General features: G+C 57.7%; 16 protein-coding genes. 4 read left to right on the forward strand and 12 right to left on the reverse strand.

All coding sequences use genetic code 11. The annotated features are described in order from the left end of the window. Positions 1-47: 47 nt before the first annotated feature. The 5 genes from atpF to Pan181_RS27030 are packed head-to-tail and all read right to left on the reverse strand — an operon-like array spanning position 48 to position 2,766. Complete coding sequence (gene atpF, locus Pan181_RS12380; protein WP_197529211.1) at positions 48-719, reverse strand: F0F1 ATP synthase subunit B; 672 nt, start codon at positions 717-719, stop codon at positions 48-50. 57 nt (positions 720-776) lie between these two features. Then, positions 777-1,151 (reverse strand): ATP synthase F0 subunit C, encoded by a 375-nt coding sequence (gene atpE / locus Pan181_RS26785; RefSeq protein ID WP_261342252.1) that lies wholly within the window; start codon positions 1,149-1,151, stop codon positions 777-779. A gap of 47 nt (positions 1,152-1,198) precedes the next feature. Next, positions 1,199-2,104 carry a F0F1 ATP synthase subunit A gene (gene atpB, locus Pan181_RS12390; RefSeq protein WP_145247131.1) on the reverse strand — a complete coding sequence of 302 codons (906 nt, stop codon included), beginning with the start codon at positions 2,102-2,104 and terminating at the stop codon, positions 1,199-1,201. Positions 2,105-2,150: 46 nt separating this feature from the next. Continuing rightward, on the reverse strand, positions 2,151-2,540 hold the full coding sequence (locus tag Pan181_RS12395) for a hypothetical protein (RefSeq protein WP_145247132.1): 390 nt from the start codon (positions 2,538-2,540) through the stop codon (positions 2,151-2,153). 16 nt (positions 2,541-2,556) lie between these two features. Next, positions 2,557-2,766, reverse strand: a complete 210-nt coding sequence (locus Pan181_RS27030) for an AtpZ/AtpI family protein (RefSeq protein WP_145247133.1) — start codon at positions 2,764-2,766, stop codon at positions 2,557-2,559. A gap of 697 nt (positions 2,767-3,463) precedes the next feature. Here Pan181_RS27030 and Pan181_RS12405 point away from each other — a divergent pair. Then, positions 3,464-4,573, forward strand: a complete 1,110-nt coding sequence (locus Pan181_RS12405) for a DUF4912 domain-containing protein (protein ID WP_145247134.1) — start codon at positions 3,464-3,466, stop codon at positions 4,571-4,573. Positions 4,574-4,600: 27 nt separating this feature from the next. Here the strand turns inward: Pan181_RS12405 and thpR are convergent, their stop codons facing one another. The 5 genes from thpR to Pan181_RS12430 form a co-directional block, all read right to left on the reverse strand. After that, positions 4,601-5,176 (reverse strand): RNA 2',3'-cyclic phosphodiesterase, encoded by a 576-nt coding sequence (gene thpR, locus Pan181_RS12410; RefSeq protein ID WP_145247135.1) that lies wholly within the window; start codon positions 5,174-5,176, stop codon positions 4,601-4,603. Positions 5,177-5,266: 90 nt separating this feature from the next. Next, positions 5,267-6,169, reverse strand: coding sequence for a PfkB family carbohydrate kinase (locus Pan181_RS12415; protein ID WP_145247136.1), 903 nt, complete (start codon positions 6,167-6,169; stop codon positions 5,267-5,269). 139 nt (positions 6,170-6,308) lie between these two features. Beyond that, complete coding sequence (locus Pan181_RS12420; protein ID WP_145247137.1) at positions 6,309-7,964, reverse strand: DUF1559 domain-containing protein; 1,656 nt, start codon at positions 7,962-7,964, stop codon at positions 6,309-6,311. A gap of 110 nt (positions 7,965-8,074) precedes the next feature. Then, positions 8,075-8,425: a hypothetical protein gene (locus tag Pan181_RS12425; RefSeq protein WP_145247138.1), complete on the reverse strand. Its 351-nt coding sequence runs from the start codon at positions 8,423-8,425 to the stop codon at positions 8,075-8,077. 21 nt (positions 8,426-8,446) lie between these two features. Then, positions 8,447-10,135 (reverse strand): glutamine--tRNA ligase/YqeY domain fusion protein, encoded by a 1,689-nt coding sequence (locus Pan181_RS12430; protein WP_145247139.1) that lies wholly within the window; start codon positions 10,133-10,135, stop codon positions 8,447-8,449. A 267-nt stretch (positions 10,136-10,402) separates the two neighbouring features. On the opposite strand from Pan181_RS12430, the gene Pan181_RS12435 reads away from it, so the two are divergent. Continuing rightward, complete coding sequence (locus Pan181_RS12435) at positions 10,403-10,738, forward strand: hypothetical protein (RefSeq protein ID WP_145247140.1); 336 nt, start codon at positions 10,403-10,405, stop codon at positions 10,736-10,738. Positions 10,739-10,852: 114 nt separating this feature from the next. After that, positions 10,853-11,386, forward strand: a complete 534-nt coding sequence (locus Pan181_RS12440; protein ID WP_145247141.1) for an O-acetyl-ADP-ribose deacetylase — start codon at positions 10,853-10,855, stop codon at positions 11,384-11,386. Between the two features lie 9 nt (positions 11,387-11,395). Here the strand turns inward: Pan181_RS12440 and Pan181_RS12445 are convergent, their stop codons facing one another. Continuing rightward, positions 11,396-12,271 (reverse strand): SDR family NAD(P)-dependent oxidoreductase, encoded by an 876-nt coding sequence (locus Pan181_RS12445; protein WP_145247142.1) that lies wholly within the window; start codon positions 12,269-12,271, stop codon positions 11,396-11,398. A 69-nt stretch (positions 12,272-12,340) separates the two neighbouring features. Continuing rightward, positions 12,341-13,450 carry a phytanoyl-CoA dioxygenase family protein gene (locus tag Pan181_RS12450; RefSeq protein WP_145247143.1) on the reverse strand — a complete coding sequence of 370 codons (1,110 nt, stop codon included), beginning with the start codon at positions 13,448-13,450 and terminating at the stop codon, positions 12,341-12,343. Positions 13,451-14,042: 592 nt separating this feature from the next. Here Pan181_RS12450 and Pan181_RS12455 point away from each other — a divergent pair. Then, on the forward strand, positions 14,043-14,603 hold the full coding sequence (locus Pan181_RS12455) for a hypothetical protein (protein WP_145247144.1): 561 nt from the start codon (positions 14,043-14,045) through the stop codon (positions 14,601-14,603). The last annotated feature ends 1,256 nt before the right edge of the window (positions 14,604-15,859 follow it).

The raw sequence follows: 15,859 nt of genomic DNA on the forward strand, positions 1-15,859 counted from the left end.
TCACTTGGTAACAAGGAAGCCAGCCAGCAGCCAGCAGTTCAATCCATCTAGTTATTGCTAGGCGACGTATTGGCCAGCTTGGTAGTTGCTTCGCGAACCAGTTCGGCCTGTTGATCGGTCGAAAGGTTCTGGGCAATTACCTTGCCGGCCAAGTCGACCGCCAAGTTGGCGCTGGTTTCGGCCAGCGTTCGTACGGCACTGTCGCGGGCTTGTTCGATGTCGCGAACAGCTCGATCGTGACGCGATTTAGCCGCAGCTTCCGCTTCGCTGAGAATCTGCGACTTCGTGGCTTCCGCATCACGGCGAGCCTCTTCCAACATCTCGCGAACTTCTTCCTTGGCAGTAGCCAGGCGGGCTTCGTGTGCTGCGAGCAACCCTTTCGCTTCCTCGTGCTTGGCTTCTGCAGCAGCGATGTTGTCGGCTACGGCCTTTTCACGAGCATCAAGTGCTTCGGTGATAGGGCCCCAGGCAAACTTCCATAGCACTGCCAGCAATACCGCGAAGATAATCGCCGTATAGATAGCCAAGTCGGGGTCGAACACGAGCGGGTTAAGCACCGGTTCGGGCGCTTCGCCGTGCGTGGTCGCCTCGTGCGAAGCGGCCGATGCCGCTTCGTCGGAGGGGTGCTCGGCACCAATTGCCAGGCTGGCAGCGCCAGTCACAGCGACCAGCATGCAGCCCAGCATTAGCCACCGGACAAACGGTTGCAACGCAGACATAGTTATCCCTTCAAACATGCGTTGTAGGTCTCGCAGGTGAGAACGTACCAGACGCAGTTAGGCCAACAGACAGACCACCAAGGCGAAGAAGCCGGCACCTTCGATCAGAGCGGCGGCAATAATCATGGCAGTTTGGATGTTGCCAGCGACTTCGGGCTGACGCGACATGCCTTCGACAGCCTGGCCACCGATGCGACCGATACCGAAGCCAACACCGAGCAGCACGATACCAGCACCAATGCCAGCACCAAGCTTATTCAGCATCAGGCCTTCAGCTGCGACTTCCTCTTCAACCACCGGAGTTTCGGCGTCGGTTGTTTCTTCAGTCAGGGTGGTGGTTTCGGTTTCCTCACCATCGCCTTGAGCGAAAGCGGGGGCTGCTACCAGACCGAGCATTGCCAGCAACATCATCATGCGAAGCGTTTTAGCCACGTTAGGAATCTCCTGTAAAACTTGTGTTCGTGTCGCATACAGTGCGACTAGTGTGGATGAACGGCGGCGCCGATAAACAGCGACGCAAGGAAGACAAAAACGTATGCCTGCAAAAAGGCGACGAATAACTCAAGCAAACTTATGGCGGTGGCTCCCAGAATACTGGCAGGCATCACACCCCAGAAAAACAGTGTATTAGCAGTGGCCGCAATGAACGCCACGATCACAGCCAGCACGATATGACCGGCAAACATGTTCGCTAACAAACGAATGGAAAGCACCGCGTGTTTGACGCACAAGCCAAGCATTTCGATCAGGAAGATGCCGAACTTCATCGGTGGTCCAATCGGCCCTGGTAGATCCATGTGTGGCACTTGAGATTTAAGAAATCCCATGAAGCCAAACTTCTGGATACCAGTACCAACGGTGACGATGAATGTCATCAACGCTAGTGCAGCGGTCACGGCAAACGCTCCGGTGGGCGACCCCATCCAAGGGATCATTCCCAGCAGGTTGCAGCCGAGGATGAAAAAGAACATCGTTAGCAGAAATGGCACGTAACGATCTGCATCGTCTTTGCCGATGCAGGGGCGGGCAACATTATCGCGGATGAACAAAATCATCGCTTCGAGCATGTTCCACAGGCGGCCTTTGGGGAGTCCCCCGTAGCGAATCTTGGTCGCGAGTCCAATGAAGAAGATCGCGATTAGCACTGCAGCAATCAACTCGAGCACCATGAACTTGGTGAGTTTCAGGTCGAGCGGGAACACAATGCTGTCGAGCATCGCGTTGCCCGACTTCATCTCCCATAATGGCTGATGAAGATTGAAGGGCTGCGGGATATCGAAGTGACCGTGATGTGCAGGTGCGAACGCGCGCGGAAAGTGGAACGAGTCCGCATCTTGGACGTGTTCGAACAGTGTTTCCGGGCTGAGCGGGTCGTGACTGGCCATAAGGTCGAATTCGGTCCGGGAGGTGCAACTCCGTTTGCCTCAGACGCTATTTGTCTGACGGTTTGCTCGGTTTGGTTGGGATGCTTCCGATTGCTCCCACCGTGCCGGCATAGATGGTCAGGAACTGAAACGGAAGGAAGTACAGCAGGTAGGTGTTGTCTAGTAAGTGTCTTCTCGTAATCGCTAACGCCAACAAAAAGCTAACTGGTAGTGCCATCCGCAAGCATGTTTCAAGCAACATGCGGTTGAGCGGTTGTTGTTTCCATCGGGCAAGGCTAACCGTGGCGATGCAGGCCGCTGTGGTAAACAACGACACTCCAACACCGGCAAGCATGGCGCGCCCGGCAATGGCATCCCCTCTCCAGGTGCCAATCGGCAGCAACACGGCGAGTATCGCCAGGCAGCCAACCAGCCAAACCACCGCACTACGAGGCATGGTGCCACTTCAGGGACTAACGTTTCTGTTTGCGTTCAGTTGCCGACGCTCGGGTAACAGTCAGTAAGTGCCACATGCCCAAGGCCAGGCCACCGCTGAACCCTACCACCGTAAACAACGGGGTGGTCTCCAGCTTCCCATCTAACCAAAGTCCCCCCACTCCGGGGAGTACCATCTCCAGCGAGACAGTCAGTACTCGGCTAGCCCACAGGTAGGCGACTACCATTGGAGAGCTGGGAAGGGAGTCGTCTGGTTCTTCGGAGGGCTCGTGGGAGTGCTCTTCGACCGTAAACCACCTTCAGCAAACAACTTGCAGTTATTGAGGTGGGTCACCTGTTAAGGTGAATCAGCCCCAAGTCCTTGTGTGCAAGCAGTTTAAATGTGGTGAAATAAAGCGTCAACGCCCGGAGGGTCCTATTTGTGAATTTTTTCACAAATACCTTTTTCTATTCCTAAGGTGTTTGGAAATAATCACTTAGGGCGATTGACGAATGTCCAGATGGAGGCCTGCAAATGCGAGTTGCCGCGGTCTGTGGAGCACTCACAGTCCCGGAAATTGGTAGCTGAGTCACCCCTCGCAGCGACCTGCTCTGCTAGCGGAAAAGTTTTTGTAAAGCTATATGCTGCAACGTGTTATGACGACAGTTGCGATCGATTTTCTTGTGTTTTACCGCATATTCGGATAATATGAGAAGTACACGGCGGAGGGATTCTTACTCGTCCGATGGAAGGCCACTCTCTAACACTTAGGCATCCAGTCGTTGCGGTGGTGACTGGCGTGCATGGCGGATTGGGGGCTTTGCTTGGGGACGTGTCCCACGCCGGTGTTACCCGCATCCACTTCACCGTCCCACCTATCGCGTGACTACGGGCCTGCTACCTACCCGCCCTATTCACGCTCAGCTTAAGCGAGCAAGGCAGATATGACCGCAGCGACATTACGCACTTACACGTGCAAGGATCTCGCCCAGATGGCTAAAAAGGAAGGAGTCACGGGCTGGCACTCCATGCGTAAAGAGGAACTGATCGATGCACTCGCCAAGGCAGCCCGCCGACGGAAGCGGCGCGGCGAGGAGCTTGAGCCTCCGACGCCTAAGAAGAGTAGTACCAATGGAGCAATGGCCGCGCGGCTAACACCCGCTCAGCGGCGGGCGAAATCGCGAATCGAAGCCCTTCGTTCGCGACTTTCGAACATGAAAAACATCTCTGGCGACCGAGAGCAAAACGGACAAGAAGAAGACCGAGTTGTCTTGATGGTTCGCGATGCTTATTGGTTGCAAGCCCACTGGGAAGTTCGCCCGTCGAGCGTGGAACGTGCTCGGACCGCCTTAGGACACAACTGGCACGGCGCCAAACCCACCCTGCGTGTCTACCGGGTGTTGGAAGATGGCAGCTCGGCGCTCTATCGCGAGGTAGAGATCCACGGCGGCGTGAATCACTGGTATATCGATGTCGATGAACCACCAAGTCAATTCCGTGCCGAACTCGGCTACCGCGGCGACAACGAAACATTCTACTGTCTGTGCCGTAGCAGCAAGGTGGCCACTCCGGTACCTGGCTCGGCCGACGCAGTGAATGGCAGTTGGGGAGACGTGGCTGAGAATGCCGATCGCATCTTCGCTATGAGCGGCGGCTACTCCGCCGAAGGTACCAGCATGGAGCTGCAGCAGTTGCTTGAAGAGCGACTACAGCGCCGAATGGGACGCCCCACCGAAACCCGTTTCGGCAACGGTGCCAACGGCATGCAAGGCGATCGCGAAGAGCTGAGTTTCGCAATTGACGCCGAACTCGTCATCTACGGGGCGACCACTCCGCGCGCGCATGTAACCGTGGAAGGTGAGCCGGTAAAGCTCCGTCCCGATGGAACATTTGCCGTGCGGATGCACCTGCCCGATCGTCGGCAAGTAGTGCCGGTCGTGGCTTCCGACCCCGATGGGGTCGAGCAGCGGACGATCATTCTTGGTGTGGAACGTAATACCAAGGAATTGGAGCCAGTGGTGCGTGACGCGACCAAGTCGAATCCCTATAGCTAAGCAGTCTTCGCATCTAACTTCGACGTGCTATGACAGCGGAATGGTCGCCAAGGCGGCGTATTCCGGGCCTTCGCGGCGAAGTCGGCTAGCGTACACGATAAGTTCTTCTACTGTTTGACTGCCTCCTTCGAAGTCGGTGAGCTTGGCAAGATCTTCTGCCAAGGCCACCGACTCGGCGGGGCGCAGTGACCGCCCTGCCCTGCCGAGGGTCAAATGCGGCACGTACTTGCGCGTTTCGCCTCGGAAGCCAAGCGGGCGAAGTTGCTCTTCGAGTTTCGCGTGCAGGTCGACTAACCCGTCGCCCCCTTCTCCGGCACCGAGCCAAAGCGTGCGCGGTCGGCTGTTCGACGGAAAAGCTCCGACCCCTTCAGCAATCATGCTAAAGGCCTCTACTTCACCGGCCGCGCGTTCCGCAGCCTTGCAAACGTCATACACTTCCTGGTCGTCCAATTCGCCGAGGAAGTGGAGCGTCCAATGCAAATTGGAACGCTCCACCCACTTTACGTTGTCGGCCAGGCGGCGCAATCGCATCAACGCTCGCTCTGCCCGCTCAACGACTTCGGGACCTGGAGCGACCGCGATAAACGTTCGGACTTTTGCCATCGGTTCGGTGTTTCAAGCATGACGACGCCATTGAGCTGCGATGATGCATCGCGCCCAAACCGCCGCAGAGGAGAGTTGCCAGGCGAGTCGCTAGAAGCTCAGCATCTTCTCGAACTCGACCATTCGACGATCGATATCTTCGCGAGTGATCTGTTGCATCCGTTCCAGGCCGAATCCTTCGACATTGAAGCTCGCGGTCAAGGTACCATAGGCCATGGCCCGCTTGAGAGTCGATGGATCGAAGTTGTCTTGCTCGGTCAGGTAGCCCATCATGCCGCCAGCGAAACTGTCGCCTGCACCGGTGGGATCGACCACGTCGGGCGTGGGGTAGGCGGGCATCACGTAGGTTTCGTGTTCGCTGAAGAACATCGCTCCGTGCTCGCCCTTCTTGATGACCACGAATTTCGGACCCATTGCGCGGACCTTATGGCCTGCTTCTACCAGGTTTTCGGTGCCTGTGATCAGCTTTGCTTCGCTGTCGTTTAGCACCAACCCGTCGAGTTCTTGCAGCAAGGCGTCGAGGTCGTCGCGTTGGGTTTGAATCCACAGGTCCATCGTGTCGGCTACGGCCAAGCGTCGGCCTGGCACCTGGCTCAGCACTTTCATCTGTACGCCGGGCACACCGTTGGCTAGGAACACGTATTTTGCGTTGCGATAGGCTTCTGGCAACACGGGATCAAACTCACCGAACACGTTGAGCTCGACCTCCAGGGTCTCGCGGTCGTTCATGTTGGGTTCGTAGCGACCTGTCCAGGTGAAGGTCTTGCCGCCAGATACCTGCGACAGTCCAGTGACATCGACGCCGCGATTCGAGAGCAATTCGGTATGCTCTGCGGGCCAGTCTTCGCCTACTACTCCGACCAGGCGGACCGTGGTAAAGAAGCTCGCTGCGTAGGAAAAGTGCGTAGCGGAACCTCCCAGGCAGTTGTCCCGGCGGGCTGTGGGGGTCTCGATATTATCAATGGCAACGGAACCAACAACAACTAAAGGCATAAGTAATCTCTCGGCTTACGGTGAATTCTGATGGCGAACCAACCAGTATGTCCGAATCGCCAGTTGGCTTAAAGCCCCATGCCGAACGGGTGCTATTGGTTTGCAGTGGAGATCTGCTTCCTGAAACCACTTCGTGAGCTTAGGGGGCGTTAACCTGTTCGCCGCCAGACTTGGTGAGGATTGCCTTGAAGAATTCGGTATCGATCATTTCGTCGATGGCGGAAACGTGACCATCGCAAAACGCGGCGAGAAATACGCCCGGACGCAAGCCGATCAGCCCCTTCAGCGGATTCTCTGTGTCGTACGACCAGTCCGCTGGTTTCGTCCAGGTGACTGCTGCCTCGTCGGAAGTTTCGAGCAGAATCACAGTCATGGAAGTGCCATCCGATACGTCCCTGGTCCGCGTTGCCTTCTGCGTTCCATCAAACACAAACCCTTCCCCAACAGGTGCAACGTAGTTCGTCTTTCCTTTTGAGGGATCGAGGATGGAACTGGGGCTGGAAAACACTGCGGGCATCAGCGGAATCAGCTGCTTGTTGTGATCGCTATCCCATGGCTCATCCAGGTGGAATTGTTGGTAAAGGCCATCTCCCCCCTCAAGGTAAGGAAGAATCGCTACCCGCCAGCTCAATAGAGGTTTGCCCTCTTGGCTGTAGATCGCGTGGGCCGGATATTCTTTTCTGACGCTCTCGTAGTTCAACAGAGCCAGGTCGAGTTGCTTGAGGTTGTTCATCGAAGCGTTGCGACGTGCGGCTTCACGACCGGCTTGCACCGCTGGTAGCAGCAAGGCGACGAGAATGCCAATCACCGCGACCGCGCCGACCTGGGCTCCGCCGGCCTGCTGCGAGTCGAACATCATAAACGTGTTGCCCTGTTGCTTGGGCTGGAACAAATCAAGGTACACCCCAGAGACTCGCTCGGTGTAGTCGGCCATGGCCGATTGAACCGGATCGCCGCTCTGACGCATTTGGGCAAGCGAGTCTTGCATTTCGGCGAGCATTTGAGCTTTGATTTGTTCTTTACCCTCAGCGAGCAACTGGCTGACTTGCGAGGCCTCGGTCTCGGATGCCGCGTGAAAGGCAAGTCGCGATGGCAAGCTGCCATCGAGGGTGGCTGTTAATTCGCCCGATTGCAGCAACATGGGAATGTTGAAGAACTTCTGCAGTTCTGGAGGCACTTGCGACGCCGCTTGGAACATGCCGAGGCTGATCAGCGGCCGCAGGCCTTCCATATCGACCGCCACGTACAGGTCGTCGTTCGTTGTATGCCCAGCGAGTAGCTTCGTGAGCACCGTATCTTCTTTCTCCACGTTGGGATCCATCAACTTGAGTAACATCCCATGCGAGGCCGCAATGAGCGTCGTTTCCTTAAGCACGATGAAGCAGGGACCAGCAGGATCGATGCTCACCAGGCACTTGCGCCCGAGAATCTCGCCGGGCTCCGTATGTTCGGTGATTTCGGGAGCTAGCTTTTCCAGATCCCATGGCTGGTCGGCTTTGAGGAACAGGGCGTAGAAGAACTGGGGGCCGAGCGGGGGCTCGATCACGCATACCGCCTGTTCAATGTGGGCAGCGTCCATGCCTAGGTATTTCTCGCCAGCCGCCTTGGCGACTTCGATCGGCAGCAACGCGTTCGCAGGGTTCTTCAGCATCTGCTGAGGGCGAAGCGAAACAGCCGCAACGGACTTGTTCGAGACAAACGAACGGCTGATGACTGGCTGCTGAGCTTTGAGTGCTGCGGTAGGGGCCAGAAACATGGCCGCGGCCAACAGAATGCAAGTAGGGCGAAAACGCATGAGTATGCTCCCCAATGATCGGTGCGAAAATTCCCTGCGTCAGGCAGGGATAGCCGTAAGCCTAATGCAGGTGGGTTGTGTCTGTCAAACTTTGGCTGTGGTTCGTGTGCTTACTCCATACTAGCGATCACGACCGTGTACTGAACCACCCATAAAACTGCGGTTACGAGTACGTGGGAAATCAATAAACATACGACCCCGCTGCCTGTGAATAATGCTCCCAGTACAACGACGGCCAGTGTCGCCACGGCGAACACCGCGATCAGTCCGCGGCGAAACGCTCGGAGCTGGTCGCGTTGCGAGGCCCAATCCATCAGGCCGAGGAACATGCCGAGCAGCGTAGGCGTCATTACGTAAATGATGGCGATGGTAAACACCCCCACCCATCGGGCGAGGGTCGCCAGCATGGCAACCACGACCATGAGCACAAGTAGTACTGCGATGCTGAATTGCGGTCGCATAGCAATGTGCTTGGACGTTTACTATTTGTTTTTGGCTTTGCCCCAGGTGTCGCGAAGCGTAACCGTGCGGTTAAACACCGGCTTGTTGGGGAGCGAGTCGACCGAGTCGACCACGAAGTAACCCAAACGCTCGAACTGGAACGACTCGCCCGCCGAGGCCTCGGCCAGCGCCGGTTCCACCTTGGCGGTGACGATCTCTAGCGAGTTAGGATTCAGGTTGTCGAGGAACGTGCCACCTTCCGGAGCATCGTCGGGGCTCTCGACCGCGAACAGGTGATCGTACAGTCGCACCTGGGCCTCGATGGCCTCGCCCGCGTCGACCCAATGGATGGTGCCCTTCACCTTTTTGCCATCGTGCGTGGCGGTCGTGTCGGGATTAAACGAGCACTTAAGCTCGACCGCGTTACCATCAGCGTCTTTAACGACTTCGTCGCATACCGCAATGCCTGCGCCACGCAAGCGAACCGCCCCGCCCGGCTTCAGGCGGAAAAACTTCTTCGGAGCGTCTTCCATGAAGTCGTCGGCTTCGATGAAGATCTCGCGACTCATGGTCACATCGCGAGTGCCAAAGTCGGGCTTTTGTGGATGGTTTGCCAAGTGGCAGGTGTGCGAACTCGAAGGCTGCACATTGGTGAGCACTACTCGCAACGGGCGTAGCACTGCCATGCGGCGCGGTGCCCGCTCGTTCAGGTCCTCCCGAATGGCATCCTCGAGCCAAGCCATATCGATGGTGCTGTTGAACTTGGCCACGCCGATGCGTTCGCAGAACGCCCGCATCGCCTCGGGGGTGTACCCCCGGCGGCGCAGCCCGCGAATGGTGAGCATGCGAGGATCGTCCCAGCCGGCGACATGCTTCTCCTGCACAAGCTGCAGCAGCTTCCGCTTGCTCATCACCGCGTAGCTCAGGTTCAGCCGAGCGAACTCAATTTGACGCGGGCGATGCACGTCGAGTTTCTCGAGGAACCAATCGTACAGCGGGCGATGGTTCTCGAACTCGAGCGTGCAAATCGAATGGGTAATGCCTTCGATCGAATCGCTCTGTCCGTGGGTGTAGTCGTACGAAGGATAAATGCACCACTTGTCGCCGGTGCGATGATGGTGGGCATGCTTCACCCGATACATCACGGGGTCGCGAAGGTTCAGGTTGGGCGAAGCCATGTCGATCTTTGCGCGGAGCGTCCGCGAGCCATCTTCGAACTCCCCGGCCTTCATCCGCTGGAACAGATCGAGATTCTCTTCCACGGTTCGTTCGCGGTAAGGACTGTTCTTGCCAGGCTCGGTGAGGGTGCCGCGATACTCGCGCATTTCTTCCGCGTTCAAGTCGCAGACGTAGGCCTTGCCGGCTTTCACGAGCTGAACCGCCCATTCATAAAGCTGGTCGAAGTAGTCCGAAGCGAAGAACAAACGATCTTCCCACTCGCCGCCCAGCCAGCGCACATCGTCGATGATCGAGTCGACGTATTCCTGCTCTTCCTTCGTGGGATTTGTGTCGTCGAACCGCAGGTTGAACTTGCCGTTGTATTCCTGCGACAGGCCGAAGTTCAGGCAGATGCTTTTCGCATGGCCGATATGCAAATAGCCGTTTGGCTCGGGAGGGAACCGTGTATGGACCACGGTATCCGGATTGCGGGCGCGATCGGCATCGATAATCTGCTGAATGAAATTCCGCGAGGTGCGAGGGGTGGATTCGTCGGAGGGGCTGGCGGGCATGGGGAGGTTTTCCTGACGGGCAGACGCCTGGGTGATTCGGGGACCGCTTCTTCCGTGCGGTTCGCAACTAAATGTATCAAAACGACCCTAGATGGAGTACGGGAGTTCGTCGCACGAAGGGGCGATTTCAGTAGTAATGGGTAAATCGTAGGTTGTTTCATGGCAGCTGCGGGCAATAATACCTCGAAGGGATGTACCACGACGGCATCCGATGTTCCGCGATGAATTGCGAAATCCCAGTTTCCAATCCATAAGAGTAGGAGTTTGATGATGCGTGCGTTTATTTGTGTTGCGGTTTTGCTGCTGGGATCGTTGTGGGCTGCTAGTGCTTCGCAGGCTCAGGTGGTCGCTCATTCGGTGTACTACCCCGCTCCAGCGGTGGTGGTTCCCGCAACTTATACCCAAACCACGGTCTACCGTCCGGTGCTCCGACCGTTTTCTCCAGTCGTAAGAACGGTTCAGCGACCTGCTTACGTCGCTCCCCAGCCGGCCGTCGTCGCACGCCCGGTGGTGCCGACCTACGCGTCGCCGGTACCGACGGTGACCACCACTCGTTATCGCCCCATCCTCGGCGGCACGGTCACTCGCACGTGGGTGCCGTGATTGCTGCGAATTCGGCCACCTGCCGCTCGGCTGGTCGTCGACCTTTCGCTGTTTGACTGTCTCTCGCGATTGGCAAGTCACACCCTGTGCGTGACCAACACCCAAGGTGTTCCCATGCAACGCATACGTATTGTTAAAGGCGATATTACTACTCTTAAAGTCGACGCGGTTGTGAACGCCGCCAATGAGCGGATGCTCGGCGGCGGCGGTGTCGACGGCGCGATCCACCAGGCGGCCGGGCCTAAGCTGCTTGCAGCGTGCGAGCAGGTGCCGACCGTGGCGCCGGAGGTCCGCTGCCCCACTGGCGAGGCCCGGATTACTCCCGGTTTCAATCTGCCCGCAAATTGGGTGATCCACACGGTCGGTCCCGTGTGGCACGGTGGGCAGCAAGGCGAGGCGGGTAAATTGGCGAAGTGCTATCAAAGTTGTTTGAGTCTGGCATTTGAGCACGACATTCGGTCGGTCGCTTTTCCGGCAATCAGTTGCGGCGTCTATCGTTTTCCTCCACAGCAAGCTGCCGAGATTGCTCGCCGCGAGACGGAGAAGTTTCTCGCGAAGAATGATTCGGTTGATGAAGTCCTGTTTGTCGCGTTTGAGCCCAGTATGGTGGAAGTGATGGAGCAGGTGGCGGAGAGCAGCAATCTTTAGCGAGGCTCGTCAGGCGGCTTCGCGAGTTTCTTCGTCGTTGCTAATGGGTGGGGGAGTTTGTCGCGCGGCCCAGTAGGCCAGGCGTTTGGCTTCTTTTCGTTTGCGGCCAATGTGCAAAGCAAAGTCGACCAGTCCAGGAGCAAACCGCTTCAGCACGCAGAGCGTCTTGGCGATCGGTTCGACCACCACGACGCGACGATTGCGGCGGATGCCTTTAATCGCTGCCTTGGCGACTTGCTCGGCGGTGGTGGTCGTCCAACGCGGTGGATTCTTATGATCCTGCACCGTCTTCGACAGCGCGGTATCAAACAGGTTGGTCCGCACCAAACCGGGGCACAGCGCGGTGACACCGAGGCCTTGCGGGCCGTATTCGCTGCGTAGCGATTCGGTATAGCCGACCAGGCCGAACTTCGCCGCGTTGTAGGCGCACACCTTTGGCAGGCCGACCAATCCCATAATGCTGCACACGTTCAAAATGTGCGTATCAGGACGCGAAAGTAGCATCGGCAGCAACTCTTGCGTCAGCCGAATATGGGACAGCATGTTGATCGAAATCACCCGATCGAAATGCTCGAGGCTCATCCGATCGGTCGGACCGTAGTAGGCGATCCCCGCGTTGTTGACTAGCAGGTCGACACCGCCGGGCAGGTGCTCGGCCGCTCGGGCGAGGGCCGAGACCGACTCGGTGATCGATGCATCGTACTGCTGAGTCGCGATACTCACTCCCGCGTCGGCAGCGATCCTGGCGGTCTCGGCCATGCCAGGTTCATCGCGATCGGCCAGCAGTAAGTGCATCCCCTGATCGGCAAGTCGCAGCGCCAGCTCCCGGCCAATGCCGGAAGCCGCGCCGGTAACGAGTGCACGTTTGCCTTTCAGGATTTTCATAACGCCAGGCGCTCCAGCAAGGGTTAGCTCGTAGGCAACCTCGCCATCGCCGGTAGACGATAGCCAGGGTTAAGCCGCGGGACGCAGTACCTCGGTTACTGCGCCGTCGCGTTCCAGCTCGTGGGCCGGAATCGTGCGGCTGAGTCGGTAGTTGTCTTCGCCTCGCAGCAAGGCAACGCCCCACTTGTCGAGGTGGTACTTACCGCCGTTGTAAACGCTGCGGTAATACTTCTTATCGGTGTAAACCGGTACGCTCGTCGGAATCACCCGCATGTTGAACGCCAGGCGATGCTTATCGGTGGTGTTCGGGCCCGATCCGTGGATGCAGCGTTCGGTGAAGATCATGAACTGACCTGGTTTCACCGGTACCTCCACCGAGCGGGCTTCCTCTTCTGGGGTGTATTCCAAGCTAAAATCAGCCTCGTAAAATCCTTCGTTGCCGCCGAACTTGATCGGGCGAATCGAGTTGTGCGTGCCCGGCATGAACCGCAAGCAACCGTTGTCGTGGTGCGTATTGTCTACGGCTACCCAGACGGTCAGCTGGAAAATGTCGCTCAGGTTCGGCGGGAAAATCGCCGGGTCCTGGTAGTCTTCTACCATGAACGTGCTAGCTTGGTGCCATTGGATCGTCGGGGAACCGGGGCCCTTATAGAAAATCTGCGACCGCCAAGTCAACAGATCTGGTCCCAGGATCTGAGCGCATCGCTCGGTAATCGCCGGGTGCTTCAGATAGTTCCACATTCTCGGCATCTCGAAATGTCGATCCCGAGGAGTCTTGAACCCGTAGGTCTCGCTGTTGGTGTTCTCGATCGCTAGCAGATCCTGCTTGAAGCTCAGCATCTGCTCGGGCGTGAACGCATCGAATGGACCCAGGTAGCCGTTGGTGTAGAACGACTTGAGCTGATCGTGACTCAGGCGGTACTCCGGAGCCACCTCGGCCTTGGGCTCGATATGTTTCGGCATCTGGAAGTAGCAAGGCTGATCGATAAACGCCTTGAGCACCCGCGATTTGAGGATCATCGAGAACATCTCGTAGTCCCAGTTGCGAACGATGCTCTTGAAGTCGCGTGGCAAGACGCCGCGCGGGAGTCCGAGTGCTTTCCACGCACACAGGCCGGCCAGGCCACCCATGATCGGCAAGCGTTGCCACATGGGACGCAGTTTGGGCTTCATATTCATCGTGTCTGCTCCGGATAAGGGGGCGAGTGCTATCGAAGCACTGCCGATGGGTAAATGCGTAGACGAGGGAGGGCTTAACGCCTGTGGTGAATTTATCGGCTGGCAAAGTGGACGACCTTAGCAACAACCTCCCAAAGATTTCGAGAGTAGTTTTTGCCTGCGCTGATCTATTGCCCCCAAAACGCCAGAATCGATTCGTGGGGGCAAAACCCTCTTGGGGCCTCACTGCTCGAGGGGCGTTTTGCTCGGTGTTTTTAGAGGTTTTGGCTGCTGGCATCGGTGGGCTCCAGATGATTTCGCCCCACCCCCACTGCAGGTGGGGGCATAATCGCCGGCCAAACGAATGAGTGGGATGGCCAGAGCAAGCGACAGGTTGGCGATGGGAGAGTAAGAGGAGTGTGTTCAGGTGTATAGTTTTAGTCCCCATTGGACCACGATAGGTGTCCATTTTCAAGGGAAAAATGGACAATTGAAGGCCTGGGGGGTGACGCTCTTGAGCCGCCAGCTGGACACCCGGCGCCCGATTTGACATCCAGCCCGGCTGCTAGCTTAATAGAGGTTTGGGTTTTCATTGCACCAGGGACGTACCGCTATGCCTATCAAGTTTCACTGCCCGCATTGTCGTGCTTCGATCAAGGCCCCCGAGACTCACCTCGGAGCAACGCTCCCCTGCCCGAGGTGTGGGCAGCCAGTAGTGGTGGCCGCGGAATCGGCGGAAGAGCCCCCGCCGGTGGTGAAGCCATCGACGCAGGAGCCGTCGGTGGAAGAAGTGCCGCAGATCGTTACCAAGCCACCCAAGGGCAAGCCAGCATCGCCGCCCCCTGCCCCCCCAGCGCCGGCTAGCGCCCCGCCTGTAGCCGCGGCGGCTCCGCCAGTAGCGGCTGCTCCACCAACGGTTGATCCACCAGAAGAGCCGGTGGAGACCAATGCATTTGAACCACCGCAAGCAGTGGTAACCAATGTCCGCGATGTGAAATTGGAGAACGTGCGGATCGTCGATGTCCGATTGTCATTCGGCACCGTGTTTCGCTTTGCCGTGCAGTTCTTCTTGGCGAACTTGCTGCTCAGCATGGCGCTTGGCGGGGTGATGTTCCTGCTATCGCTCCTGCTGACAGCGATCGGTTTGAGCTTGCTCGGGGGTGGTGCCCCTTAGGTGTAGCGATCGCTCATGGACGAGGGGGAGATAAAAAGACACCCCAGCTTGGGCGGTTCAGGCGGTGAAACCCCCCAAGCCTTACGGGGCGTCCTTCTGGGAAGCTTCGTCGCAATCGCGGGACAAGTCGCGGGCGACTGGTTGGCGAGCAACGCCCAACCGTAATAAGCGATGAGAGTGATCGAGAGCGGCAACAATGGGAAAGTCCCCTTCGCGAGGCAGGCCGTTCGCTCGCGGAAAGGTCAGGCGGTAACCCTTTCCGCGAGCGACGAAGGCCAATGTTTGCCGTTGTGTAGGAGTGACTGTTGGCGTGAGTTGCACCAGCGATGGGAATCTCGGCGGTTGAGTATCTCGTAAACTGCAAGCGGTCGGCGAAATACTCCCAAACAGTGCGAAGCTGGGAGAAACAGCCCCCGAACCCGGACAGGCCAGGCGGTTTACCTGTCCGGGTTCGGTGTGGGCCTGCTAGTGAGCGTTGATTCTCCACGGTATATAAAAGCCCATCAGCCCGGGCAGGCCAGGCGGTTTACCTGTCCGGGCTGATAAGGCCAGCTTGGTCTGGTCGACCACCTGTCGGTCGTTGAATTGTTTAAGGCGGGCCTTGGTCCGAACGAGCCAGGCGGTAAACTCGTTCGGACCTTGTAGGCCAGCTTGGCTGGGTGGCACAGCTCCGGATCAGGTGAGCCAGGCGGTTTACTCACCTGATCCGATGGAGCCAGCTTGGTTTGTCTCACGCCCGCCGGTCGTTGATTCGTTTTAAAGCGGGCCTTGGTTCGAACGAGCCAGGCGGTAAACTCGTTCGAACCTTGTAGGCCAGCTTGGCTGGGTTAAGCCCGGCCCTGACTCGGACAGGCCAGGCGGTTTACCTGTCCGAGTCGTAGAGGCCAGCTTGGTTTGGTTAAGTTGCCTCTTCACTGTTCCGGCCGATTTCAGGCCTCAGATTCGGGCAGGCCAGGCGGTGTACCTGCCCGAATCGGTGGAGGCCAGCTTGGTTCACGTCGCTCCATCCAGCTTGATTCGTCTAAGGCGGGCCTTGGTTCGAACGGGCCAGGCGGTTTACCCGTTCGAACCAATGAGGCCAGCTTGGTTTGGCTGTGGTCGCCAAAAGTTGTGTATCGAAGTTGCGAAGGCGGGCCTTGGTTCGGACGGGCCAGGCGGTTTACCCGTCCGAACCAATGAGGCCAGCTTGGTCTAGGTGACCACCCGAGGTCGTTGTGTCGTTGTCTTGTGTTAAGTCCGGCCCTGACTCGGACAGG

This window comes from Aeoliella mucimassa (assembly GCF_007748035.1).
In the GTDB taxonomy this organism is placed as follows: domain Bacteria; phylum Planctomycetota; class Planctomycetia; order Pirellulales; family Lacipirellulaceae; genus Aeoliella; species Aeoliella mucimassa.

What these genes read in the sequence shown, in the direction of transcription:
- Pan181_RS12440 (WP_145247141.1), top strand. Translation starts at nt 10,853, where the DNA reads ATGCAACGCATACGTATTGTTAAAGGCGATATTACTACTCTTAAAGTC.
- Pan181_RS12425 (WP_145247138.1), bottom strand. Translation starts at nt 8,425, where the DNA reads ATGCGACCGCAATTCAGCATCGCAGTACTACTTGTGCTCATGGTCGTG.
- thpR (WP_145247135.1), bottom strand. Translation starts at nt 5,176, where the DNA reads ATGGCAAAAGTCCGAACGTTTATCGCGGTCGCTCCAGGTCCCGAAGTC.
- Pan181_RS27030 (WP_145247133.1), bottom strand. Translation starts at nt 2,766, where the DNA reads ATGGTAGTCGCCTACCTGTGGGCTAGCCGAGTACTGACTGTCTCGCTG.
- Pan181_RS12395 (WP_145247132.1), bottom strand. Translation starts at nt 2,540, where the DNA reads ATGCCTCGTAGTGCGGTGGTTTGGCTGGTTGGCTGCCTGGCGATACTC.
- Pan181_RS12445 (WP_145247142.1), bottom strand. Translation starts at nt 12,271, where the DNA reads ATGAAAATCCTGAAAGGCAAACGTGCACTCGTTACCGGCGCGGCTTCC.
- Pan181_RS12430 (WP_145247139.1), bottom strand. Translation starts at nt 10,135, where the DNA reads ATGCCCGCCAGCCCCTCCGACGAATCCACCCCTCGCACCTCGCGGAAT.
- Pan181_RS12450 (WP_145247143.1), bottom strand. Translation starts at nt 13,450, where the DNA reads ATGAATATGAAGCCCAAACTGCGTCCCATGTGGCAACGCTTGCCGATC.
- Pan181_RS12415 (WP_145247136.1), bottom strand. Translation starts at nt 6,169, where the DNA reads ATGCCTTTAGTTGTTGTTGGTTCCGTTGCCATTGATAATATCGAGACC.
- atpF (WP_197529211.1), bottom strand. Translation starts at nt 719, where the DNA reads ATGTCTGCGTTGCAACCGTTTGTCCGGTGGCTAATGCTGGGCTGCATG.
- Pan181_RS12420 (WP_145247137.1), bottom strand. Translation starts at nt 7,964, where the DNA reads ATGCGTTTTCGCCCTACTTGCATTCTGTTGGCCGCGGCCATGTTTCTG.
- Pan181_RS12455 (WP_145247144.1), top strand. Translation starts at nt 14,043, where the DNA reads ATGCCTATCAAGTTTCACTGCCCGCATTGTCGTGCTTCGATCAAGGCC.
- atpB (WP_145247131.1), bottom strand. Translation starts at nt 2,104, where the DNA reads ATGGCCAGTCACGACCCGCTCAGCCCGGAAACACTGTTCGAACACGTC.
- Pan181_RS12435 (WP_145247140.1), top strand. Translation starts at nt 10,403, where the DNA reads ATGATGCGTGCGTTTATTTGTGTTGCGGTTTTGCTGCTGGGATCGTTG.
- Pan181_RS12405 (WP_145247134.1), top strand. Translation starts at nt 3,464, where the DNA reads ATGACCGCAGCGACATTACGCACTTACACGTGCAAGGATCTCGCCCAG.